We start from the raw sequence: 23,387 nt of genomic DNA, 5'->3' as shown, positions 1-23,387 counted from the left end.
GTCTCCCGCCCCTGGCCAGCGTTGCCGGGGGGAGGGGGTTGCTGCCGGTCCGCTAGGCTGTCTCCCATGCCCCCCCTGCCCTCCCCCACCGCCCCCAAGCCAGAGTGGCGGGCCTGGGCGCGGGAGGTCCGGGCCAGCCAGCCGGACCGCTCGGCTGACCTCTGCGCCCCCCTCACCGCCTTCTTGCACGGCCAGGGGGCGCGGCGGGTCCTCGCCTACCACGCCCTGCCCGGCGAACCGGAGGTGGGGGCGCTGGCCGCCGAGTTTGAGTTGCTTGCCCCCCGCGCCCGCTTTCGGCCCGCACCGCACCTCACCCTGCATCCCTGGGAGACCGCCACCGAGGTCAGCCGCTTCGGGGTGCGCCAGCCCCCGGCGGACGCGCCCGGCGTGGCGCTGGAGACGGTGGACGCCGTGCTCCTGCCCGGCCTCGCCTTTGATCGCCGGGGGGTGCGGCTGGGGTACGGGGGCGGCTTCTATGACCGCCTGCTGCCGGACTTTGGCGGCTTGACCGTGGGCGTGGTCTGGGGGGCGCTGGTGGTGGGCGAGTTGCCAAGCGAGGCGCATGACCTGCGGGTGGGCTTTCTGGCAACCGAGGGCGGCCTCACCCCCGCTCAGCCCTCCCCCAACGGCCACGCCTCCCAGGGCACGTAAAGGCCCCCTGGTCCCCGCTTGCGCAGCACCCAGACCTCGCGGGCCGCGAAGGTCAGGGGGTGCGCCTCCAGGTCGGCGAACTCCGCCCGCGCCGCCTCCAGCACCGCGCCGAGGTCCACCCCACGCCGCCGCAGGGCCAGGGTGAGGTGGGGCGTCATCTGCGGTCCCTCGTATCCGAAGCGCCGGGCGGGCTTTAGCACCTCCAGCAGCCGCAGGTGCAGCCCCACCAGGCTGGGCGAGGCAACCCCCAGATAGACGGCGGTGCCATTGCGAAAAGCCCGTGGGCCGCTGACCTCCAGGACGAGGGAAGGACTCGCCGTCACGACCGACCGCGCCGTCCCCCACCAGCCCAGGTCTGGGGTGAGTCCGCTTCGCGCCTTGACGGTCACGTGCGGGGCGCTCTCGCGCAGGCCGAGGCGGGCGCGAAAGGCCTCCACCCGCGCTCCCAGGTCTGGCGGCGGAAGCACCCCCAGCAGGAAAGAAGCGCTCGCGGGCGCGTTGTTTGGCCCCGTCATGCCCCAGCCTACCTCCCCCGACACGTCCGGGCGGCCCGGACGCGGGGCGGCGGCGCTCCGGTACAGTTGGGGGGTGACCCAGGCTTCTGAGACGCCGCTGAAGCGGACGCCCCTGCACGCCGCGCACCTGCGGGCGGGTGCCCGTATGGTTCCCTTCGGGGGGTGGGAGATGCCCGTGCAGTACGCGGGCGTCCGGGCCGAGCACGAGGCCGTCCGCACCCGCGCCGGGATATTCGACGTGTCCCACATGGGCGAGTTCCGGGTATCCGGGCCGGACGCCGAAGCTTTCCTTCAGCGCGTGACCACCAACGACGTGGCGAAGCTCAAACCGGGCCGCGCCGGGTACAACTGGCTCCCCAACGAGGCGGGCGGGCTGGTCGACGACCTCTATGTCTACCGGGTGGGACCGCAGGAGTTCCTGCTGGTGGTCAACGCTTCCAACATCGCCAAGGATTGGGCGCACCTCCAGAAGTACGCGGCAGGCTTCGACGTGACGCTGACCGACGAGTCGGAGCGGTGGGCCTTGTTGGCCGTGCAGGGGCCGGAAGCCGAGGCGCTGCTGCGCCCCCACACCGACGCCGACCTGAGCACGAAGAAGAAGAACGCCTTTTTCACGGGCACCCTGCTGGGCCACCCGGTGATGTTCGCCCGCACGGGCTACACGGGCGAAGACGGCTTCGAGGTCTTCGTGGAGGCTGGGAATGCCGAGGCGCTGTGGGAGGGCCTGCTCGCCCTGGGCCTCACCCCGGCGGGCCTGGGTGCCCGCGACACCCTGCGGCTGGAGGCAGGATTTCCCCTCTACGGCCACGAGTTCGCCGAGGACCTGCATCCCCTCGCCAGCACCTACACCTGGGTCGTCAAGGACAAGGACCACGTGGGCCGCGCCGGAATACAGGCCCCGCCCCCCGTGCGGCTCATCGGCCTGGCGCTGGAGCGCGTGCCCGTGCGTGAGGGCTACCCGGTGCTGCTGAACGGCGAGCGAGTCGGGCACGTCACCTCCGGCACGACCAGCCCCACCCTCGGCCACCCCATCGCCATGGCGCTGGTGCGGGCGGACGCGGCGAATGCGGACGCTTTTGAAGTTGAGGTGCGCGGCAAGGCGCACCCGGCGCGGCGGGTCGAGCTGCCGTTTTATAAACGATGAGGGGCTGCGGGGCCATCCCGCAACCCCTCCAACAGACTTCCGCCCCTCTCTTCAAGGAGAATCCCCCCATGCAGACCCCCAGCGAACTGAAGTACGCCGCCTCTCACGAATGGCTCGCGCCCGACGGCACCGTCGGCATCACTGACTTTGCTCAGGACCAGCTCGGCGACGTGGTGTACGTCGAACTCCCCGAAGTGGGGCGCGTCGTCACGGCGGGCGAGACGGTCGCCGTCGTCGAGAGCGTGAAGACCGCCTCCGACATCTACGCTCCCGCCAGCGGCACGGTCGTGGCCGTCAACGAGGCCCTCTCCGGCAGCCCCGAACTCGTCAACAGCGCCCCCTATGAGGGCGGCTGGCTCTTCAAGCTGGACGTGACCGAGCCGAGCGGCGACCTGATGGACGCCGAGGCCTACGCCGCCGCAAACGGCTGAGGGGACGGGAGAGCGGGTGTGCCGCATGGTCGCCCCCTCACCCCTTGCTGCGCAAGACCTTCTCCCCTGCGGGAGAGGGAGCGTATGACCAGCCATCAGCCCAATCACCCCGAAGGAGTCCCCATGCGCCCCCTGACTGACCTCCTCCAGACCGATGACTTTACCCGCCGTCACCTCGGCCCCACCGAGGCGGAACAGGCCGAGATGCTGGCCGAACTCGGCGTCTCCAGCCTCGATGAGCTGAGCGCAACGACCCTGCCCGAAAGCATCCGCTTTGCGGGTGAGCTGAAGGTGGATGGTCCGGTCAGCGAGGCGCAGGCCCTGGCCGACCTGCGGGCCATCGCCGCGAAGAACAAGGTCTTTCGGTCGTACATCGGCCTGGGGTACCACGGCACCCACACGCCGCACGTCATTCGCCGCAACATGCTGGAAAATCCTGGCTGGTACACGGCCTACACGCCCTACCAGGCTGAGATTTCGCAGGGCCGCTTGGAGATGCTGCTCAACTTCCAGCAGATGGTCATGGACCTCACCGGGATGCCCGTCGCCAACGCCTCCCTGCTGGACGAGGCGACCGCCGCCGCTGAGGCGATGACCCTCGCCAAGCGGGTGGTGAAGAGCAAGGGCAACGCCTTCTATGTCGCCGACGACGTGCACCCGCAGACGCTGGACGTGATTCGCACCCGCGCCGAATACTTCGGGTACGAGGTCGTCACGGGTCCGGCGCAGGGCGAGTTGCCGGAAGGGACCTTCGGGGCGCTCGTGCAGACGCCGGGCACCTGCGGCGACCTGCACGACCTCTCCCCCATCGCCGAGCGGGTGCACGGGGCGGGGGCGGCCCTGATTGTGGCGACCGACCTGCTGGCCTGCGCCCTGGTCAAGCCGCCCGGCGAGCAGGGGGCCGACATCGTGATTGGCAGCGCCCAGCGCTTCGGTGTGCCCATGGGCTTCGGCGGGCCGCACGCGGCGTTCCTGGCCTGCCAAAAGGGGTTCGAGCGCTCCATGCCGGGCCGTGTGATTGGGGTGAGCAAGGATGCTCGTGGCAAGACCGCCCTGCGCATGGCGATGCAGACCCGCGAGCAGCATATCCGCCGTGAAAAGGCGACCTCCAACATCTGCACCGCGCAGGCGCTGCTGGCGAACATGGCCGCCGCGTATGCCGTGTACCACGGGCCGGAGGGGATTCGCACGATTGCGCAGCGGGTGCACCGGATGACCGGGATGCTGGCGCGGGCGCTGACCCAGGCGGGGTTAAGGCCCAACGAGACCTTCTTCGACACCCTCAGCTTTGAGGGGGACGTGGCGGCCATCCGCGAGCGGGCCGAGGCGAAGGAAATCAACTTCCGCTATGAGGGCGGGCGCGTGGGTGTCAGCCTCGACGAGACGGTGACGGTGGATGACCTTATGGACATCGCCGAAGCCCTCACCGGAGAGCGGGCAGACGTGCTGGCGCTCGACGGGCAGGCGCTCGCGGGCATCCCCCAGGGCCTCCAGCGAACTTCCGCCTACCTCCAGCACCCCGTCTTCCGCACGCACCACGCTGAACACGCGATGCTGCGGTACCTGAGAACGCTGGAAAACAAGGATTACAGCCTTGTGCACGGCATGATTCCGCTGGGAAGCTGCACGATGAAGCTCAATGCCACCGCCGAGATGATTCCGGTGACCTGGCCGGAGTTCGGCGCGCTGCACCCCTTCGCGCCCGCCGACCAGACCGCTGGGTACGCGCAGCTCCTCGCGGAGTTGGAAGCGTGGCTGGCCGACATCACCGGGTACGACGCGGTGTCCCTCCAGCCCAACAGCGGCGCTCAGGGCGAATACGCGGGCCTGCTCGCCATCCGCAAGTACCACGAAAGCCGCGGGGAAGGGCACCGCGACGTTTGCCTGATTCCAGCCTCGGCCCACGGCACCAACCCCGCGAGCGCCGCCATGCTGGGGATGCAAGTCGTCGTCGTGAAGACCGACACGCAGGGCAACATCGACCTCGCCGACCTGCGGGCCAAGGCCGAGCAGCATGCCGAGCGGCTGGGTGCCCTGATGATCACCTACCCCAGCACCCACGGCGTCTACGAGGAACATGTCACCGAGGTCTGCGAGGTCGTGCACGCGCACGGCGGGCAGGTCTACCTCGACGGGGCGAACATGAACGCGATGGTGGGCCTTGCCAAGCCGGGGCTGATTGGCTCAGACGTGTCGCACCTCAACCTGCACAAGACCTTTGCCATCCCCCACGGGGGCGGCGGGCCGGGCATGGGGCCGATTGGCGTCAAGGCGCACCTCGCGCCCTTCCTGCCGGGACATGGGCGGGGCAGGGCGGAGGAGCGGGGCTGCGGGGCCGTCAGCGCCGCGCCCTACGGCAGCGCGAGCATCCTGCCCATCTCGTACCTCTACATCCGGATGCTGGGGCCGCAGGGCCTCAAGAAAGCCACCCAGGTCGCGCTGCTGAATGCCAACTACGTTGCCAAGAAGCTGGGCGGCGCTTTCCCGGTGCTGTATGCGGGCCGGGGGGGGCGGGTTGCGCACGAGTGCATCCTCGACATTCGCCCGCTCAAGCAGGCCAGCGGCATCACCGAAGAGGACATCGCCAAGCGGCTGATGGACTACGGGTTCCACGCCCCCACCATGAGCTTCCCGGTGCCCGGTACCCTGATGATTGAGCCGACCGAAAGCGAGCCGAAGGAAGAACTCGACCGCTTCATCGCCGCGATGCTGGGCATTCGCCGCGAGATTCAGGAGGTCGAGGACGGCCTGCTCAGGGCCGAGGACAGCCCGTTGCGGCACGCTCCTCATACCCAAGAAGACCTGCTGACCGCCGAGTGGACCCGCGCCTACAGCCGTGAGACGGCGGCCTTCCCCAGCCGCGCCCAACGGTCCTGGAAGTACTGGCCCGCCGTCAACCGAGTCGACAACGTGTACGGCGACCGCAATTTCGTGTGTTCTTGCCCACCCACCGAAGCCTACGCGGACTTCGAACTGAGCCATTAGAGCGGGGGAGGGAGGGCCGGGGGAGGCAGAGCGGGAAGGGACCGCGCCTTCCCCGGCCCTCCTGCGGCGGGAACACTGGCGAGGGGAAACTGGCCGTTCAGCACGAGAAGTTTTCGACAAAAGACTCAAGTCTTTATGAAGCCTGTGAGATACAAGTCAGTTGGGTGAAAATCGTCTGAGTGTGACACACTACACTGAGCTTGAAAGGCAGCAGACAGCGGTCTGCCTTACCCCCCGTTCTCAAGGAGAAGCCATGAACCAGACCTTCCTCTCAACCAGCTTCCTGATGCTGCTGGGCACGGCCCTGGCGGGCGGCGGCTCTGCCCCCACCACCACGACCCCCCTCACCCCAGTGGTGCCGCAGGTCCGCCCCGTCACCCAGGCCCCCGTGACCGCCTGCACGCCGGGCACCTGGGCGAGGGCCGCCATCGAACTCGTGACCCAGCGGGGCCTGTTCATCGGCTACCCCGACGGCCAGTTTGACTGGTGCAAGGCAGCTACCCGCCAGGAAGTGGCGCAAGTACTTGCCCGTCTGATTGCCCAACTGCCCGCCAACCAGACGACCTTTAGCTCTGCAGAACTGCAAACGCTGCGCCAAGGCTTGCAAGAGGCCCTGACGGGGCTGGAGCAGCTCCGCGCCCAAATCACGGCCCAGAACGAGGCCATCGCAGAGCTGCGCGCCCAGATTGCCGAACTGCAGGCGGCTATCGCCAACCTGCCTGCGGGCAGCGCCGGAGCCGTGGGTGCCACCGGGCCGCAGGGACCCGCCGGTCCTGCGGGTCCCCAGGGGCTGCAGGGGGCGACCGGGCCGCAGGGACCTGCAGGCCCAGCGGGACCTCAGGGGCCGCAGGGGGTGCCGGGGCCGCAAGGACCTGCGGGACCTCAGGGGCCGCAAGGGGAACGGGGCGAACCCGGTGCGCCATATGTGCCTCCCGCCGAACCGCTGCGCTACGGCAACTACATCGGGGTTTCTTACTACAACATCCTGCAACAAAACGTCGGCTCGATGGTCCGCGTGATGATTGGGAATGACGCTCTGATTGGAAGCCTGGGCCTGCGGCTCACTGGAGACTTCCGCGTGCGCGGCACGACGCCCGGCAACAGCATCAGCGCCGTCGCTACCTACCGCGGGACCTTCAACCGTGCTGACGGCTTCCTGGGTGCGGGTGGGGGTTATAACCTGGAACGCCAGTCCACCTTCGGCGAGCTGCTCGTCGGCGTCGACTACCGCGTCGTTGACCGCGTCGCCCTCTTCGGAGAGGCGCGTCAGCAGTTCTACTTTGACGGCTCTAACGCCACCAACAGCTCCGTTGCCGCTGGGGTGAAGTTCCGCTTCTAAACGTCCCCACTCCTTCCGGCAACGCCTCTGGCGAGCCGGCAGCCCAGAGGTCAGAGAGGTGCCCTTGTGAGGGGGCACTTCTCTTCGTTGAGAGCCTCCCCGGCAGTTCCCTTCTGCGGCCTGTTGCCGGCCCAGGGCGAGGTGAGGACGAAGCCACGGGCTGTGCGCCGCAGCTTCGTCCCCGCCCCCCGCGCAACCGGGTACAGTGGAGCATGACCCGGCGACTTTACCCGTTGGCCCTCGGTCTCCTGCTGGGGGGCGCGGCTCTCGCGCAGCCCACCGCCCCGGACCTCCTCTCGCGCCTCACGGAAGCCGAGCGGGCACTGCTGTTTTCGGCTGCCGGGATAGCGAGCGCGGACGCCTTCTTGCCGGGGCGGGTCGCGCCGGGCCTCCCCTTCGCGCCCCCCGCGCTGCCGGGGCAGAGCGTGGTGGGGTCGGTCATGCAGCCGGGGGGTGCACTGGTGGTGGTCCGCACGACCGCCGCCCCCGAAGCCGCGCGGGCCGCAGCCCTGAAGGTGCTCGCGCTGGGCGGCTGGCGCGACCAGTACGACCTGACGGGGTCCGGGGACGTCTTTCAGAGCAGCTTCGGGGACGGGTTCGCTGTGCAGACCGTGATGAGCCAGTGCAAGCCCGGCGTGCCCGGCAGCCTCGCGGTGACCGCCAGCCCCGCTCCTGGGGGCAGTCAGGTCACCTACCGCTACCTCTCCTTCACGGGAATCAGCTCGACCTGCCCGGCCAATCTGGAGTGGAACGACCCGGCCCAGCGCAACTTCTACGCGCCGGGCCGGAACGCGCCCGCCCGCGACCCCCTCGCCGAGCTGCGGGCCGGGGGGCTGGTGCTGCCCAAGTTGCCCGCTCCCGCCGGAGCCAGGGTCAGCCAGGGCGGGTCGTGGTCGAGCACGGACGGTCCCACCGGACCCTTTTACGCCGCCTATGCGACCGTCCGGACCGCGCAGGACGCCCAGGCCGTGCTCGCGCACTACGTGGCGGCCCTGCGTGCCCAGGGCTGGACCCCCGGTCAGGCGCAGCGGGGCGCAGACGGCGAATGGACGGTCACGCTTACCGCGCGGCAGGGTGGGCAGGAACGGCGGGGCAGCCTCGCGCTGATGCCGCGCCCTGAACTCGTTACGACCGAGGGCGGCGTGCGCCTGAACCGCCTCGACGTGCGCTTCACGGTGGGCGAGGTGCCGGAGTTCTGACCCGGCACCCCCCCACCCGCCCTCCGCGTACCGTGAGGCTATGAGTGACCTCAGCGGACGAATCGGCGGCCTCACGGCGGGCTACGACCTGCACGCCGAGTGGGACGGCACCCGGCTGCGCGGGCGCATCGGCGGACGCTTCCAGGGCAAGGACCTCGACCTGACGCTGCGCGGCGGCGATGTGGAGGGACGGGTGGGCGGCACCTTCGCGGGCTTCGACGTAAACGGTGACCTGACCCCGGAGCGGGTGGCTGTGCGCCTTGGCGGGCGGATACAAGGAGACGACCTGACCCTGACTCAGCGGGGCGAGGACATCGGAGGGCGCTTTTCGGGACGGGTGATGGGCAAGGACGTGAGCTTCCGCCACCATGGACCCCACCTCGCGGGGCGCATCGGCGGCGCGGTGGACGGCAAGGATGTCAATCTCAAGCTGCCGAGCAGTGTGCCGCCTCTGCTCGCGGCACTGGCCGCCGTCTGCGCCTACAAAGCGTTGGAGGACGACCAGGCGAGCGCGGCGGCCTCCAGCAGCGCGGCCTCCTGACCCCCGTCACCCGCACATTCCCCCGCCGGGGCGCGTGCTAGCTTCCGCCCTATCTATGAACCAACCTCGGACGCTCGGAGAGCTGTTGCAGACGCCGGAGTACGCGGAGCGTGCGCCCTTTGACGGCAAGGTGCGGACCGTGCAGGACGAGGTCCGCGAGAATCTGACCCGCAAGCTCCGGAGCGGCGAAGAGCTGTTTCCCGGCGTGGTGGGCTACGACGACACCGTCATTCCGCAACTCGTGAACGCGCTGCTGGCACGGCAGAACTTCATCCTGCTGGGGCTGCGCGGGCAGGCCAAGAGCCGCATCCTGCGGGCCATCACCGGGCTGCTCGACGACGTGGTGCCCGTCATCGACGGGGTGGACATGCCCGACGACCCCCTGAACCCGATTGGGGCGGAGGGACGGCACCTCCTCGAAGTCCACGGCCACGACCTGCCCATCCGCTGGCTGCCACGGGATGCCCGTTACGTGGAAAAGCTCGCCACTCCCGACGTGACAGTCGCGGACCTCATCGGGGACGTCGACCCCATCAAGGCGGCGCGGCTGGGCACCAGCCTCGGCGACACCCGCTCGATGCACTTTGGCCTCCTGCCGCGGGCGAACCGGGGCATCTTTGCGGTCAACGAGCTGGCCGACCTCGCCCCCAAGGTGCAGGTGGCCCTGTTCAACATCCTCCAGGAAGGGGACGTCCAGATTAAGGGCTATCCCATCCGGCTGGAACTCGACGTGATGTTGGTCTTTTCGGCCAACCCGGAGGACTACACCGCCCGCGGCAAAATCGTGACCCCCCTCAAGGACCGCATCGGCTCGGAAATCCGCACCCACTACCCGCAGGACGTGCGCCTGGGGATGGACATCACCGCGCAGGAGGCGGTGAGGGCCGAAGGGGTGACGGTGCCGCCCTTTATCGCCGAGCTGATTGAGGAAATCGCCTTCCAGGCCCGCGAGGATGGCCGGGTAGACAAGCTCAGCGGCGTGTCGCAGCGCCTCCCCATCAGCCTGATGGAACTCGCGGCGGCGAACGCCGAGCGCCGCAGCCTGGTGTCCGGGGACGCGGCGGTCGTGCGCGTCAGTGACGTCTACGCAGGACTTCCCGCGATTACGGGCAAGCTGGAACTGGAGTACGAGGGCGAACTCAAGGGGGCCGACCAGGTCGCCCGCGACGTGATTCGCAAGGCGGCGGGGGCCGTCTTCGCCCGCCACTACGGCAGTGCGGACACCCGCGAGCTGGAGAAGTGGTTTGAGGCGGGCAACGTCTTCCGCTTTCCGCAGGGTGGGGACGCCGCGAGCGCCCTGAGGGCCGCAAAAGAAGTGCCCGGCCTGACTGACCTCGCCGCCCACGTCGCCCAGAGCCGCGACGACGCGGTCCGGGCCAGCGCCGCCGAGTTCGTCCTGGAGGGCCTCTACGGGCGCAAGAAGCTCTCGCGGGCCGAGGAAACCTACGCCGCCCCCGAACCCGAACTGCGCCGCGAGCGCGGGGGGCGCTGGAACTAGAAGCTGCCAAGAACAGGGTCGAACTTAGGGTGCGTGACTCTGAAGACAGCAGAATGGGTGGGTGACCCGGCGAGGCTACCCCAGCGACGTTGACGACGACACCTATCTGTTCCTGCTGCCGTACCTGCTGCTCAGCCGTGCGGATGCGGGCCAACGGAAGTACCCCATTCGTGACGTTCTGAATGCCTTGTTGTGGATGGCCCGCACGGGAGCGCAGTGGAGCTACCTACCAAACGACTTTCCCCCTGCGGAGACGGTGCGCCAACAGGCGCACCGTTGGTTCGTGGCAGGCTGCTTCGAGAATGCCGCTCACGACCTGCGCATCCTGGCGCGTGAGGAACACGGTCGCGCCCCTGAGCCGTCCGCCGTGGTCATGGACAGCCGAACCCTGCAAAGCACACCCGAGAGCGGTCATCGTGCAGGGTATGACGGGGCCAAGAAGCGCAAGGGCACCAAGGTTCACCTGGCTGTGGACACCCTGGGGCACGTGCTGGCTATCCTCACTTCCCCAGCGAACGAACAGGACAGGGCACAGGTCAAAGACCTGTGCCTGGAGGTGCAGGAAGCCACCGGAGCCAAGGTGGAAGTCGCGTTCGTGGATCAGGGCTACACCGGGGTTCAGACCGCACTAGACGCGACCCAGGCAGGGGTCGAGCTGGTCGTCGTGAAGCGTCCAGAGGCGACCAAGGGGTTCATCCTGCTCCCGAAACGTTGGGTCGTTGAACGCTCGTTCGCATGGCTGGCACGCTTCCGAAGACTCAGCCGGGACCTGGAGCGCCTCCCCTCCACGCTGGTCGGCTTCCACTTCCTCGCCGCCTGCGTTCTGCTCTGCCACAACCTCAGACCGCTTTTTGCCTGACGTTCTTGGCAGCCTCTAGAGCGGTCAGCCGTCAGCCGTCAGCAGCCATCAGCAGTCGGGGGGCGGGGATGGTCCAAGCTGCAAAGAGGAGATTCCCTTCCAGCCATTCCTCTGGCTACCGTGCGCTTGCCGGTCGCTGGCCGCTGATAGCTGAAAGCTGACGGCTGACCCCTTTACAGAAAAGGGTCTGGGCGGAATGCTCCGGGTTTCAACCCGGAGATGGATAGCCCAGGCCCCCGAAGGGGGCGGCGGCAGATGCTTCTGTCTGAAGCGAAAGCGCCGCCGCGTGCTATGCTGGAACAGCAAAAACCCGCCGCCTTTCTGGGGAGTCAGGCGCGGGGGACGGCGAACACCTTTAGAGGAGGTGACGCGAATCCAGACTACCACGCACTTAAAGACGTTCCGCTATCGTCTGCGCCCCACGAAGGCGCAGGAGTCCGTGCTACTGGAGCAACTGAGGCTCTGTCGCAACCTGTACAACGCGGCGCTGCAAGAACGCCGGGACGCCTACCGCAAGGCGGGCAAGACGGTCACGGCCTACGACCAGATGAAGTATCTGACGGAAATCAAGGCCGCGCTGCCGGAGTACAAGGGGGTCTACAGCCAAGTTCTTCAGGACGTTCTCAAGCGACTGGAGAAGGCGTTTCAGGGCTTTTTTCGGCGCGTGAAGGCGGGGCAGACTCCCGGCTATCCCCGCTTCAAGGGGGCGGGGTGGTACGACTCCATCTGCTATCCCCAGTCCGGCTTCAGCGTCTCCGAGAAGACCGCGTACTTCTCGAAAATCGGCAACATCCGAATCAGACTGCATCGCCCGCTCTCTGGCAAGGTCAAGACGGCCACCATCACGCGGGACTGCGGCGAGTGGTACGTCAGCTATGTGTGCGAGGTGGAGGCTGCCCCGCTGCCCGCTACGGGCAGTCAGGTGGGGGTGGACATGGGAACCACATACTTCTGCATCACCTCCGATGGGGAGTTTGTCGAGAACCCGCGCCACTTCCAGCGCAGCATGAAGGCACTGCGGGTCAAACAACGTTCACTGAGCCGCAAGAAACGTGGTTCCAACAGGTGGAAGAAAGCCAAAGCCGCCGTCGCCAAGTTGCACCGCAAAGTGGCGCGGCAACGGCTGGACTTCCACCACAAGACCGCCACCAAGCTCATCCGGGAGAACGACTTGGTGGCACACGAAGACCTCAACGTGTCGGGGATGGGAAAAGGCAATCTGGCCCGGTCAATCCACGATGTGGGCTGGGGTCAGTTCTTTTCTCTCCTTGCTGTCAAGGCTGTGAGTGCTGGACGGCAAGTTATCCGCGTAGACCCGAAATACACCAGTCAGGCGTGCAACAAATGCGGTCACACCTGCCGGGAGAACCGGGTCAGTCAATCGCGGTTTGTGTGTGTCGCGTGCGGTCATACGGCGAACGCCGACCACAATGCGGCTCTGAACATCCTGGCAAGGGCCTTGCCATCAGTCCAAAACGTAGAAGTCATGCGTGGACTGAGAAGCCCCGGACTTCAGTCCGGGGAGTAGGTCACTTCTCCCAGACCCACCCCCCCGGTGCCGCCGCCACCCCCAGCGCCCGCGGCCCAGTGTGCACGTTGAGCACTGGGTTGACCCCCGCAAAGCCCGACCACACGACGGGGTGCCGCCGCGAGATGGCCGCCAAGAGCGCGTCGGCATCCTCGCGGACCGAGCCGTACAGCAGGCCCAGCCGCAGCGGGGTGCCCTCGCCATAGCGGGCGGTGACTTGCGTGGCGACGGCCTCAATCGCCGCCTTGTAGGACCGCGCCCGGCCCACGTTGGTATAGATGGCGGCTTCCTTGTCCACGGTGATGACCGGCTTGAGGTTGAGCAAGCCTCCCAGCGTGGCCTGCACTCGCCCGATGCGCCCGCCCCGGCGCAGGTACTCCAGCGTCTCGATGGTAAAGTACAGCTCGGTTTCCTCGTGCGTGCGCTGCACCCAGTCCAGGGCCGTCTCCAGCGACTCGCCGCGCTCGGCGGCGGTGACGGCGGCGTGCACCTGAAAGGCCTGCGCTGATGGTGAGGGCGAGCACCGGGAGGCCCCCCGCCCCCGCCCGCTGGTAAGCTTCGGCCCAGTCCTGCGGGGTGGGCTGGCTGGAGGTCGGGTGCACCGGGTTGGTCTGAAGTTCGCGGTAGAGCCACTCGCGCGTCACCTCGTCCATGCGGTAGCTCTGGTCCCCGAAGTTGAGGCTGAAGGGGGCGACCGGGACGGCGTTGCGCAGCTCTGCGAAGGCGTCGAGGCCGCCGTCAGTCACGACGGCAAACTGTGGTTGCTGGGTCATCGAATCTCCTGGCCGTTCATCTGTTCAAGGAGCCGCAGGGCGGCAGTGTGGTCCTCGCCCGCGCCCACCACCGTCGCGGCGGCGCGGAACAGGGCTTCGGTCTGCATCAGCACGGGCGCACTCGCTCCCGCCGCCCGCACCACGTCGGCGGCGATGCCGACGTCTTTGGCCAGCAGCCCCAGCCCGAAGGTCAGCGGGAACTCGCGGGTCAGCACCCGCTGGCCGACCAAGTTCTCGGAGGCGTTCGAGCGCCCACTGCTCGCGTTGATGACCTCCAGGGCGGGGGCCACGTCCACCCCGGCCCGTGCCAGCGCCGCCAGGCCCTCGCCCGCCGCCCACAGGTTGACCGCCAGCAGCGCGTTGTTCACGGCCTTGACCGCAAAGCCCGCGCCCGTACCGCCCACGTGGACCACCTTCCCGGCAAAGGCGAGGACAGGCCGTACCCGCTCCAGCACGCCCGCTGCGCCGCCCACCATCACGGTGAGGGTGCCCGCCTGCGCTCCGGCGGTGCCGCCGCTGACGGGCGCGTCGAGAAAGGCGACCCCCCGCTCCGAGAGCCGCGCCGCTTGCCGCCGCGCCGCCTCCGGGTGCCCGCTCGTGCAGTCCACCCAGACGGTGCCGGGGCGCAGGTCGGCCTCCAGCGCGCCCACCACCTCGTCTACCTCGCGGCTGGTGGGTAGACAGGAAAAAATCACGTCGGCCCGCGCCGCCCTGGAGAGGGTCACGGCCTCGCTGCCGTGCTCGCGGGCGTGGGCGGTGGCTTTCGCGCCCGTGCGGTTCCACACCAGGGCACGTCCCCCCGCCTCGCGGGCGCGGCGGGCGAGGTGCGCCGCCATCGGCGTCCCCATCGCGCCCAAGCCCAGAAATGCGGTTGTCTCGCTCATGAAGCTCAGGCTACGGGCCGGGGCCTGCGCCGCCCGCATTCCTGAACCCAGTCCATCTTCATGAAGTCTCCGGCGCGGTGGACAGGTCTCACGGACGCTCGGTAGGCTGGTCCATGCACGCCGAGCCGGTCAAAATCGAGCGCCACGACCTGCGGACCCGCGAGCACCACACCAACACCGGGGTGCGGCCCGTCCGCGAGTACCGCGAGCATGCCCACGGCCTCTATGTGGCGCGGGAGTTCATCGCCCACCCCCGCATTCGGCACTGGCAGGCGCACCTCCTTCCCGCTCTGGGACTGGTGGTCTGCCGCTACGACTTCCACGGCCCCCGCGAGCACGACTACTACCTCGATATCGCCACCATCTCGCGCGAGGGCGAGGTCTGGAGTGTGCGCGACCATTACCTCGACCTCCTCGTCCACGACGGCATCGCCGCCGAAATCGTGGACACCGACGAGCTGCTCGCCGCCCACCGCGCCGGGTACATCAGCGCCGAAACGTGTATGGACGCCGTGACCGCCGCGCACGGGGTGCTCTCCGGCCTCGCCCGCGCCCGCTACGACCTGCATGCCTGGCTGAGCACGCGGGGGGTGGCGCTGGAGTGGCCAGCAGACTGGGTTTCGGCGGAGGGACCCTCAGGGAACCCTCAGCTCGGCCCGCGTGCCCGGCTCTAGCGCGAGCAGCATCCGCAGCGGCTCCTCCCCATGCTTGAGCAGGTAGGTCAGGAAGTTCATCTCGCGCTCCTGGGGCACGCCGCCCGGCAGGAGGTGCCGCCGCAGGCGGGTCAGTTGCCGGGTGCGGTCGTCCTCCTGGCGGGCGAGGGCGTTCACGGCGAGGCGCTGGAGCCGGGCCACCCGCGCGGTCGTCCGCAGGCGGGTGCGCTCGGCGGCCCCCACCAGGGTGGGGTCCAGCGCACCGAGTTCGTCAGCGAGTGCCCGCAGCTCGGCATCCAGCTTCGCCAGGCGCTCCGCTGAGGCCGCCGCCGCCCCCCGCTCCCGCGCCAGCGCCCGCCCCACTACCCCTTCGGGGTCGGCCTGCACCTCCGCTGCCGTTGCCCCCAGCCGCGCGAGCAGCCGCGCCACGTTGGGTTCCAGCCAGGTCACGCTCAGCCGGGGCCACAGCAAGGGTTGGTTCAGGCCGTGCCCCTCATACACCCCACTGAGCTGCGCCCCATAAGCAATCTCGCCCGGCCCCACCACAAAAGCGAGGGTGGGCAGCAGCGCGTCTTGCACGACTGGGCGCAGCCCCGCCGCCGGGGTCAGCCGCGAGGGGTCAGCGGCGAGGAGGCCCAGCAGGTCTTCGCGGCGGTATTCCCGCGTTCCCGTGCTGAAGCGCCCTCCCTCCACCCTCAGCAGCCGCCGCCCCCCGTCCTCCTCCTCCAGAAAGAGGTTGGTCGCCCCCGCCGGGCGGCGCAGTTGCGGCTCGAAGCCCGCCGCCCTCAGCCGCTCGGCGGCGGCCTCGATGCGGGCAGGTCCGGCCAGCGGGTCTTCTAGCTCGCGGGCGAGGGTGGGGGCCATGAGCCGCGCCAGCGCAGGGTGCAGCGGGTCGAGGACCAGCACGCCCGCCGGGGCGAGCAGGCCGTGGATGAGGCGCGCGAACACGTCCGCCCACGAGCCGCCCCCCGCCACCGCCCGCGCGACCCGTGCCCGCACCGCCTCGCGGTACGGGGCCGCGGTCTCGAAGCGCTCCAGCAGGGCTTCTACCTCTGCGGTCCACTCTGCTCGCCAGCGCACCCGGCCCACCGGCACCCCGCCTGGCAGGTCGAGGGTCAGGCGGTGCAGCGTCTCCGCGTGGTCGAGTAGGGTCGTGGAGGCGACCTCCGCCGCGTCGTGGTCCTGGCTGGCGACCCAGTACACGGCGATCACCGGGGCGTCCTCGCGGTGCAGTCGGCGGGCGAGGAGGGCCGCGTCTGCCCCCTTGTGGACGCTGTAGGCTGGCCCCGTCAGCAGCCCCGCCTGCTGCCCAGTGACAACCACGCGGGAGGCCGGGTGCGTCAGCCGCTCCAGCAGCATCTCCGTGTGGGCGTCCAGCGTGCCCAGGTCGCGGTGGTACTCCCGCAGCGCTTCCGCCAGCGCCTCCCGGTCCACGTCGGGGCGGGATTCCGAGGCCGCCCGCGCCAGGTCGCCCGGCGTCAGACGGAAGAAAGCGGGCAACTCGCCCGCTCGGTACGCCGCTGCAATCGTCTTGGTCGCGTTCACTGCCCCGGATTCTACGCTTTGGATTCTACAGCGGTGTTCAGGAAAGACAGGGGGTCAGGGGGAGCGCTCGCGCAGCGGCTCGCGGGCCGCCGCCTGCAAGCCCGCCCGGTCGGTCAGGATGATGCGGCGGTAGCCCAAGTCGAGGAGGCCCCGCGCCCGAAAATCACCCAGCAGCTTGGTGATGGTTTCGCGGGTGCTGCCGACCATATGGGCGAGGTCCTGGTGCGACACGCGTTCGCGCAAGGCGAGGGGGCCGCCTTGCGGCCAGTGGCCCTCGCGTTCGGCCAGGGTCAGCAGAGCCTGCGCGAGGCGCTGCGAGACCTCCATAAAGACCAGCCCCGCAAGTCTCTCTTGGACGCCGCGGGTTTGCCGGGTGACCTGCTCGGTGAGGGCCACCCCCACGGCCGGATGGGCCGCCGTCAGGCGCGAAAGCGTCTCGCGGCCCAGCAGCAGGGCCTCGGTATCATCCATCGCCTCGGCATACATGCCGTAGGTCGCGCCGTCCAGCAGCGCCCCGGTCCCCAGCAGGTCGCCCGGCCCGTGCACGTCCAGCGTGACCTCCCGCGCTCCGGCCCCCAGGCGGTAGAGGCGCACGCTGCCCCGCGTGAGCACGAACAGCGTCTCGGCAGCGTCCTCCGGATGAAAGAGCAGCCCCCCCCGTGCCCAGCGGCCCGGTCTGGCGGCGGCCACCACCTGTGCCCGCGTTTCCTGCGGCAGCGCTCCGAACGGCCCCGGCATCATGCCCGACAGTCTGCCACATCCGCTCCTGGCCAGCGCCACCAGCGGGGGGGGCCGCCCGCGCCGTCCTGTCCAGCCACCGGCACGACACTCCCGGCCCGGCGTGCGCCAGACCCCCCGTGATAAACTTCCCCCCACGCATGGCCGTCCCCTCTTTTTCTCCCGCGCCCCCTTCCGGCGGGACTCGCCTCACGCTGTTTGACCTGCCGCTCGACCCGGTGACCCTGGAGCAGGCCCTCGACCGCTTGGGCGAGTGGATGTTTCGCGCCCCCCGCGCCCCGCATACGGTCGTGACCCTTAACCCGGAGCTGGTCGTGCAGTCGCGCGCCCAACCCAACTTCGCGGCGGCGATTCGGGCCGCCGACCTCGTGACCGCCGATGGGGTGGGCATCGTCTGGGCCGCGCGGCAACTGCACGGGCAGGAGGTGCCCCGCGCCCCCGGCTACGACCTCGTGCGCGGCTTGCTGGAGCGCCACGGCCCAGAGCTGCGGGTCTTTTTCCTGGGGGCCAAGCCCGGCGTGGCCGAGCGGGCCGCCCAGAACGCCGCCCGCGACTTTGGCGTGCAGGTGGCTGGCGTGCATCACGGCTACTTTGACCCCGCCGACGACGGGCGGGTCGCCGACCTGGTGGGGGCTTCGGGCGCGCACCTGGTGCTCACAGCGATGGGGGCGGGCCGTCAGGAGCTGTTTAACCAGTACTGGCGGCAGGTGCTGGGTGCCCCGGTTTTGATTGGTTGCGGCGGCGTCATCGACGTGCTCGCGGGGAGCGCCGACCTCGCCCCCGCCTGGACGCGCCGGGCCGGGGTGGAGTTCTTGTGGCGGGTGGGCCTCGACCGCCGCCGCTGGCACCGGGTGCCCCGCCTCCTCCAGTTCGTGCGCTTGGTGCAGGCCGAGCGGCGCGGACGAGGGGAGCGCTAACCCCCGGCGGCCATGTTCCCCCCCACGGGCCGCTTTGCCCCCAGCCCCACGGGCGCGATGCATCTGGGCAACGCCCGCACCGCCCTGCTCGCCTGGCTGCACTCGCGGGCGCTGGGCGGGCGGCACCTGCTGAGATTCGAGGACCTCGACACCGGGCGGGTGCGGCCCTGGGCGTTCGACGTCATCCGGCGCGACCTGGCGTGGTTGGGCCTGGACTGGGATGCCGAATCCACGCAGTCAGCGCGGCTGGACCTGTATGCCGGAGCTTTGGCCCGGCTGACCGCCGCGGGTGAAATCTACCCCTGCACCTGCACCCGCCGCGAGGTGGCCGGGGCCATCCGTGACAGCGCCGGGGCACCCCACGGCCCCGAACCCGTATATCCGGGGACCTGCCGGGCAGGAACCCGGAATCCTGAGCGCCCCGCCGCCCTACGCTGGCGAGTGCCCGACCGGACGGTATGTGCGCGAGATGCCCTGTCCGGCGAGACGCTCTGCCAGCACCTCCCCACCGAGGTGGGCGACCTCGTGCTGCGGCGGGGAGACGGCGCATACGCCTATCACCTCGCCGTGGTCGTGGATGACGCGGCGACCGGCGTGACCGACGTGGTGCGCGGGGCGGACCTCTGGCCCGCCACCCCCCGGCAGGTCGCCTTGCAGGGAGCGCTGGGGTTGCCCACCCCCCGCTATCTCCACGTCCCCCTGATGACCGACTTCCGGGGTGAGCGCCTCGCCAAGCGGGGCGGGGCACCCCCCCTGCGGGCGCTGCGCGAGGGGGGCGAAGACCCCGCACGGGTGCTCGCGGCCCTCGCCCGCTCGCTGAGCTGGGAGGTGCCGGACGCCGTGACGGCGGCAGAACTCCTCCCTCAATGGCGGCAGACCCTCACGGCGGCGGGATGGTCGCCTTTATCACAAACTTAGACCGCTTGTCTAAGTCTTGCGCCCATCTGTGAGGTCAGGGCGCTCTACCCTGGGCATCATGCCGCAACATCTGCCGACCTACCCGCAGCCGGACGCGCGGGGCCGCTTCGGGCGCTTTGGGGGGCGCTACGTGCCCGAAATCCTGATTCCGGCCCTCGACGAGCTGGAGCGGGCCTACCTGGAGGCCAAGGGGGACCCGGCCTTCCTCGCCGAGCTGGAGCGCCTGCTGCGCGAGTTCGTGGGGCGGCCCAGCCCGCTGTACCTCGCCCGGCGGCTGACCGAGTACGCGGGCGGCGCGAAGATTTACCTCAAGCGTGAGGACTTCAACTACACCGGGGCGCACAAAATCAACAACTGCCTCGCGCAGGCCCTGCTGGCCGTGCGGATGGGCAAGCGGCGGGTCATCGCCGAGACGGGGGCCGGGCAGCACGGGGTGGCCTCGGCCACCGCCGCCGCCCTGCTGGGCCTAGAGTGCGTCGTGTACATGGGCGCGGAGGACATCCGCCGCCAGGCTCTGAATGTCTTGCGCATGCGCTTGCTGGGGGCCGAGGTTCGCGAGGTGACCTCCGGCACCGCGACCCTCAAGGACGCCACCAACGAGGCCATCCGCGACTGGGTGACGAATGTCCGGGAGAGCTTCTACATCCTGGGCAGCGTGGTGGGGCCGCACCCCTATCCGGCGATGGTGCGCGACTTTCAGGCCGTCATCGGCGAAGAGGTCAAGGTGCAGCTTCAGGCCCTCGAAGGCCGCTCTGCCCCCGACGCGGTCGTCGCCTGTGTGGGGGGCGGCTCCAACGCCATCGGCATCTTTGCCCCCTACGCCTATCTCCCGCCGCAGGAGCGCCCCCGCCTCATCGGGACCGAAGCCGCCGGGGAGGGGGTCGCGAGCGGCAAGCACGCGGCCTCGGTCGCGGGGGGGCGGGTCGGCGTGCTGCACGGCTCGATGATGTACCTGCTCCACGACGCCGAGGGCCAAATCACCCCACCGCACTCAGTGAGCGCGGGCTTGGATTATCCCGGCATCGGCCCAGAGCACTGCTACTACAGCGAGGCGGGGGTGGCCGAGTACGTGCCCGTCACCGACGCGCAGGCGCTCGAAGCCCTGCAACTCCTCACCCGCTTGGAGGGCATCATCCCCGCGCTGGAAAGCGCCCACGCGGTCTACCACGCCGTGCAGCTCGCCCCCGAACTGGGGCCGGAAGCAATCATCGTGGTCAACCTGTCGGGCCGCGGCGACAAGGACGTGGCCGAGGTGATGCGGCTGCTGGAAGGGACCCCTGGGGCCGGGGAGGTCCGCGCATGACCGCCACCCTGACGCGGGGGGCCGAGCGCCTCCAAGCCGCCTTCGCCCGCGCGCGGGCCGAGGACCGGGCGGCTTTTATCCCCTTCATGACCGCTGGGTACCCCACCGCCGCGGCGTTTCCAGCGGTCGCGGACGCGCTGCTGAGGCACGCGGACATTCTCGAAGTCGGGCTGCCGTACTCCGACCCCTTGGGCGACGGCCCCACCATCCAGCGGGCGTCCGAGCAGGCCCTCGCGGGCGGCACGAGCACCCGGCGCACCCTGGAGCTGATTCGGGCGCTGCGGGCGCGGCACACGGTGCCCATCGCTCTGATGACCTACGTCAACCCGATTTATGCGGTTGGTCCCCGCGAGTTCATGCGCCTCGCGCAGGAGGCCGGGGTCGACGGCCTGATTCTGCCCGACCTCCCCCCAGACCAGGACCTGGAGCTTGCGGACCTCGCCGCCGAGCAAGGGTTGGCCGTCACCTTCCTGATTGCCCCGACGAGCACCCCAGCGCGGGTCAAGCTCGTCGCCGAAGCCTGCACGGGGTTCCTCTACGCGGTCTCCGTCACTGGGGTCACCGGGGCACGGGAGGGGTCGGCCCTGGTCGAGGTGCCCGCGATGGTGGCTCTGGCCCGGCGGCATGCGCGGGTGCCCGTTGCCGTGGGCTTCGGGGTGGCCGACGCCGCCACTGCCCGGCAGGTCGCCGCCGTCGCCGACGGGGTGGTCGTGGGGAGCGCCTTTATCAGCGCGGTGCGGGAAGGCCGGGACGTGGGGGCGCTCGCCGCCGATATCGCGGCGGGGTGTGCGCGGTAAAGTCCCCTTTCCGGCCGGTGCTCTACACTCCCCCCCATGTCCTGGGTCAAGCATCTTCGGGTCGGCGAGGCCGACGTGTATTCCCTCACCGACGGGCAGTTCCGTCTCGACGGTGGCGCGATGTTTGGCAGCGTGCCCAAGGTGCTGTGGGAGCGCGTCGCTCCTGCCGACGACCTGAACCGCATTCGCCTGCGCATCAACCCGCTGCTGATTCGGCTGAATGGAGAGAACATTCTCGTCGAGACGGGCTTTTGGGACGGGGGCGGCGAGAAGTTCGAGGGAATGTACGCCCTCGACCGCGACGAGACGGTCTTTCGCGGCCTCGCGGAGGTGGGCCTGACCCCGCAGGACATCGGCCTTGTCATCAACACCCACCTCCACTTCGACCACGCCGGGCGCAACGTGACCCCGGCGGGCGAGCCGACCTTCCCTAGCGCCCGCTACGTCGTGCAGGCGCAGGAACTCCACGACGCCACCCACCCCCACGAACGCAGCCGGGCGAGCTACGTGGCCGAGTACATCGAGCCGCTGCGCGAGGCCGGGCTGTTCGAGGTCGTCGACGGCGAGCACGAGCTGCGCCCCGGCCTGAGCGTGCTGCCGCTGCCGGGCCACAACCTCGGTCAGCAGGGGGTGGTGCTGCGCTCCGGCGGGGAGACGCTGGTCTATGTGGCCGACCTCGTGCCCACGCTGGCGCATGTGCCGCTGCCCTACATCATGGGCTACGACCTCTACCCGATCACCACGCTGGAGACGCGGAAACGCTTCTATGGCGAGTGGTACGAGTCTGGGGCCATCCTCTGCCCCCCGCACGACCCCGACGTGGCCTTTGCCCGGCTGGCGGAGGGCAAGAAGGGGGGCTTCGTGGGGGTGGCGCTGACCTGAGGGCCGCCCGATGTGCTTCCCTGTGGTTATGGGCGAAGCGAAACGACGCAAGGAACTGGGCCTGATGCCGACCACCTACCCGGTGGAGGTGCGGGCTATGAACGGTGAGGTCACGCTAACGGGTGGCCCCGACGACCCCGCCGTCCGCGAGCGGCTGCTGGAGGGGCTGCGCTCGGCGCTGCCGGGGGGAGGGGCGTGGGAGCGCGGCTACCGCCAGCTCCACCTGATGATGGGACGGGGCACCGAGCCGGTCACCACCCCGGAGGACTTCGCGGCCATCCCGGTGCCCCCGCAGCGGCGGCTGACGGGCGACCTGGTGCTGAATGCCCGCACCGTGCCCGAAGACGCCCTGCCGCTGGGCGAGGGGGCACACCTGCGGGTGCGGACCTCCGAGACCTCGCACGACGGCGAAACCTGGGAGACGCTCTCGCTGCCGGAGGACGGGATGGAACACCTGATGCGCCATCCCCTCGCCCGCGAGCGTGGCCCCCTGCTGGGCACCCTGACCGCCGAGCACTGGCGCGAGGGCCGCATCGACCTCGACGCCGAGCTGCCCGAACACCTCCTCGAACCCCTGGAGGACCTCGTGCGCGAGTGGCACGGGGAGGGCAGCGAGTGGCAGGCGCGGCACCTCGACCTGCTGGGGGAAGGTGCCGCCGAGGCCGCCCCTCCGCAGGGGCGGCGGCTGCGGCTCGACCTGCACGGGCTGCCGCTGCTGCCCTCGCCCCTCAACCAGCCGGAAGCTGTGCTGGGCAACGGCGAAGAGAGCCTGGCCATTTACCTCACGCCCCTGGCCTACACCCTGGACGGTGAAACCTGGCTGCCCTACGCCGAGGACAGCGAAGGCGCGGGGGGCGAAGGGGGCCTCGCCGAGCTGCTGACCCAGATGCTCGACGTGCAGACCGTGCCCGTGACCGTGTGGGCCGACGGGCGGGTCGAATGGGCCGAGGGTGACGTGCCGCCAGCGCAGGCCGAGCGGGTGCGCGGCGACCTCCGGGCGGCAACCGGGGCGGGCGACCCGGCGGCGTGGGCCGAGTGGACCCGCACCCTGCTGGCCGAAACCTTCGCGGGAGAGGCCCCCGACCTCGCGGAGCGCGGGGACCTGCCCGCCGTGCAGGGGGTCCGCCTCGACCTCCCGCAAGACAGCCTCACCGACCCCGATGACCCCGCCCAGTACTTCATCGAGTCCGAGGTCACCTTCGACGGTGAGCAGTGGCGCGACCTCTACGCGGAGGAACTGCCCCAGGAGCTGCGGGAGGCCTGATCGCCCACCCTTCACCCGCCCCG

At 69.9% G+C, this 23,387-nt stretch carries 21 protein-coding genes and 1 pseudogene; 17 read left to right on the top strand and 5 right to left on the bottom strand.

Features of this window, described 5'->3' with window-relative positions; genetic code table 11:
- The first annotated feature begins 66 nt into the window (after positions 1-66).
- Entirely contained in the window at positions 67-651 is a 585-nt protein-coding gene (locus tag H565_RS0109670) for a 5-formyltetrahydrofolate cyclo-ligase (protein ID WP_027460841.1), read from the top strand.
- On the opposite strand, the gene H565_RS0109665 is transcribed toward H565_RS0109670, so the two are convergent.
- Positions 612-1,166 carry a 2'-5' RNA ligase family protein gene (locus H565_RS0109665; protein WP_027460840.1) on the bottom strand — a complete coding sequence of 185 codons (555 nt, stop codon included), beginning with the start codon at positions 1,164-1,166 and terminating at the stop codon, positions 612-614. The two genes, H565_RS0109670 and H565_RS0109665, sit on opposite strands and share 40 nt — an antisense overlap.
- Positions 1,167-1,239: 73 nt before the next feature.
- Between H565_RS0109665 and gcvT the strand changes: the two genes are divergently transcribed.
- The 9 genes from gcvT (at position 1,240) to H565_RS0109605 (ending at position 12,690) form a co-directional block, all read left to right on the top strand.
- Positions 1,240-2,310 carry a glycine cleavage system aminomethyltransferase GcvT gene (gene gcvT / locus H565_RS0109660; protein ID WP_027460839.1) on the top strand — a complete coding sequence of 357 codons (1,071 nt, stop codon included), beginning with the start codon at positions 1,240-1,242 and terminating at the stop codon, positions 2,308-2,310.
- Between the two features lie 68 nt (positions 2,311-2,378).
- Positions 2,379-2,741: a glycine cleavage system protein GcvH gene (gene gcvH / locus H565_RS0109655; protein WP_027460838.1), complete on the top strand. Its 363-nt coding sequence runs from the start codon at positions 2,379-2,381 to the stop codon at positions 2,739-2,741.
- 123 nt (positions 2,742-2,864) lie between these two features.
- Positions 2,865-5,726 (top strand): aminomethyl-transferring glycine dehydrogenase, encoded by a 2,862-nt coding sequence (gcvP, locus tag H565_RS0109650; protein WP_027460837.1) that lies wholly within the window; start codon positions 2,865-2,867, stop codon positions 5,724-5,726.
- Between the two features lie 253 nt (positions 5,727-5,979).
- Positions 5,980-7,065: an autotransporter outer membrane beta-barrel domain-containing protein gene (locus H565_RS15035; protein ID WP_084542946.1), complete on the top strand. Its 1,086-nt coding sequence runs from the start codon at positions 5,980-5,982 to the stop codon at positions 7,063-7,065.
- Between the two features lie 212 nt (positions 7,066-7,277).
- Positions 7,278-8,264 (top strand): hypothetical protein, encoded by a 987-nt coding sequence (locus H565_RS16895; RefSeq protein ID WP_051363530.1) that lies wholly within the window; start codon positions 7,278-7,280, stop codon positions 8,262-8,264.
- A gap of 40 nt (positions 8,265-8,304) precedes the next feature.
- Positions 8,305-8,805, top strand: coding sequence for a hypothetical protein (locus H565_RS0109620; protein ID WP_027460833.1), 501 nt, complete (start codon positions 8,305-8,307; stop codon positions 8,803-8,805).
- A gap of 55 nt (positions 8,806-8,860) precedes the next feature.
- On the top strand, positions 8,861-10,303 hold the full coding sequence (locus tag H565_RS0109615; RefSeq protein ID WP_027460832.1) for a sigma 54-interacting transcriptional regulator: 1,443 nt from the start codon (positions 8,861-8,863) through the stop codon (positions 10,301-10,303).
- Positions 10,304-10,364: 61 nt separating this feature from the next.
- Positions 10,365-11,162, top strand: a complete 798-nt coding sequence (locus H565_RS0109610) for an IS5 family transposase (RefSeq protein ID WP_027460831.1) — start codon at positions 10,365-10,367, stop codon at positions 11,160-11,162.
- A 364-nt stretch (positions 11,163-11,526) separates the two neighbouring features.
- Entirely contained in the window at positions 11,527-12,690 is a 1,164-nt protein-coding gene (locus tag H565_RS0109605) for an RNA-guided endonuclease InsQ/TnpB family protein (protein ID WP_245576199.1), read from the top strand.
- 1 nt (position 12,691) lies between these two features.
- Here the strand turns inward: H565_RS0109605 and H565_RS15030 are convergent.
- Both H565_RS15030 and H565_RS0109595 read right to left on the bottom strand, forming a co-directional pair.
- A pseudogene (locus H565_RS15030) lies at positions 12,692-13,463 on the bottom strand (DegV family protein).
- On the bottom strand, positions 13,460-14,347 hold the full coding sequence (locus tag H565_RS0109595; protein ID WP_027460829.1) for an NAD(P)-dependent oxidoreductase: 888 nt from the start codon (positions 14,345-14,347) through the stop codon (positions 13,460-13,462). Before H565_RS0109595 ends, H565_RS15030 begins: the two are co-directional and overlap by 4 nt.
- A 113-nt stretch (positions 14,348-14,460) precedes the next feature.
- Here H565_RS0109595 and H565_RS15025 point away from each other — a divergent pair, with 113 nt between their 5' ends.
- A complete protein-coding gene (locus tag H565_RS15025; protein ID WP_051363529.1) occupies positions 14,461-15,021 on the top strand; it encodes a DUF402 domain-containing protein in 561 nt (186 codons plus the stop codon).
- Here H565_RS15025 and bshC read toward each other — a convergent pair.
- Both bshC and H565_RS0109580 read right to left on the bottom strand, forming a co-directional pair.
- On the bottom strand, positions 14,983-16,545 hold the full coding sequence (gene bshC, locus H565_RS0109585; RefSeq protein ID WP_027460828.1) for a bacillithiol biosynthesis cysteine-adding enzyme BshC: 1,563 nt from the start codon (positions 16,543-16,545) through the stop codon (positions 14,983-14,985). The genes H565_RS15025 and bshC overlap by 39 nt on opposite strands.
- A 54-nt stretch (positions 16,546-16,599) precedes the next feature.
- Complete coding sequence (locus H565_RS0109580; RefSeq protein ID WP_027460827.1) at positions 16,600-17,286, bottom strand: Crp/Fnr family transcriptional regulator; 687 nt, start codon at positions 17,284-17,286, stop codon at positions 16,600-16,602.
- Between the two features lie 137 nt (positions 17,287-17,423).
- Between H565_RS0109580 and H565_RS0109575 the strand changes: the two genes are divergently transcribed.
- The 6 genes from H565_RS0109575 to H565_RS0109550 are packed head-to-tail and all read left to right on the top strand — an operon-like array spanning position 17,424 to position 23,364.
- The gene (locus H565_RS0109575; RefSeq protein ID WP_027460826.1) at positions 17,424-18,200 is read left to right on the top strand and encodes a WecB/TagA/CpsF family glycosyltransferase; all 777 of its coding nucleotides are present in this window, start codon (positions 17,424-17,426) and stop codon (positions 18,198-18,200) included.
- A 12-nt stretch (positions 18,201-18,212) separates the two neighbouring features.
- The gene (gene gluQRS / locus H565_RS0109570; RefSeq protein ID WP_027460825.1) at positions 18,213-19,118 is read left to right on the top strand and encodes a tRNA glutamyl-Q(34) synthetase GluQRS; all 906 of its coding nucleotides are present in this window, start codon (positions 18,213-18,215) and stop codon (positions 19,116-19,118) included.
- Positions 19,119-19,176: 58 nt separating this feature from the next.
- Positions 19,177-20,421 (top strand): tryptophan synthase subunit beta, encoded by a 1,245-nt coding sequence (trpB, locus tag H565_RS0109565; RefSeq protein WP_027460824.1) that lies wholly within the window; start codon positions 19,177-19,179, stop codon positions 20,419-20,421.
- Positions 20,418-21,218, top strand: coding sequence for a tryptophan synthase subunit alpha (gene trpA, locus H565_RS0109560; protein WP_027460823.1), 801 nt, complete (start codon positions 20,418-20,420; stop codon positions 21,216-21,218). The genes trpB and trpA overlap by 4 nt, the downstream gene beginning before the upstream one ends.
- 36 nt (positions 21,219-21,254) lie before the next feature.
- The gene (locus H565_RS0109555; protein WP_027460822.1) at positions 21,255-22,100 is read left to right on the top strand and encodes an MBL fold metallo-hydrolase; all 846 of its coding nucleotides are present in this window, start codon (positions 21,255-21,257) and stop codon (positions 22,098-22,100) included.
- 28 nt (positions 22,101-22,128) lie between these two features.
- Complete coding sequence (locus tag H565_RS0109550; RefSeq protein WP_027460821.1) at positions 22,129-23,364, top strand: hypothetical protein; 1,236 nt, start codon at positions 22,129-22,131, stop codon at positions 23,362-23,364.
- The last annotated feature ends 23 nt before the right edge of the window (positions 23,365-23,387 follow it).

Origin of the sequence: Deinococcus murrayi DSM 11303, from assembly GCF_000482805.1 — a bacterium.
GTDB classification, from domain to species: Bacteria; Deinococcota; Deinococci; order Deinococcales; family Deinococcaceae; genus Deinococcus; species Deinococcus murrayi.
Note: the sequence above shows the minus strand (reverse complement) of the source record. Positions and strands in the feature narration are given on the sequence as shown.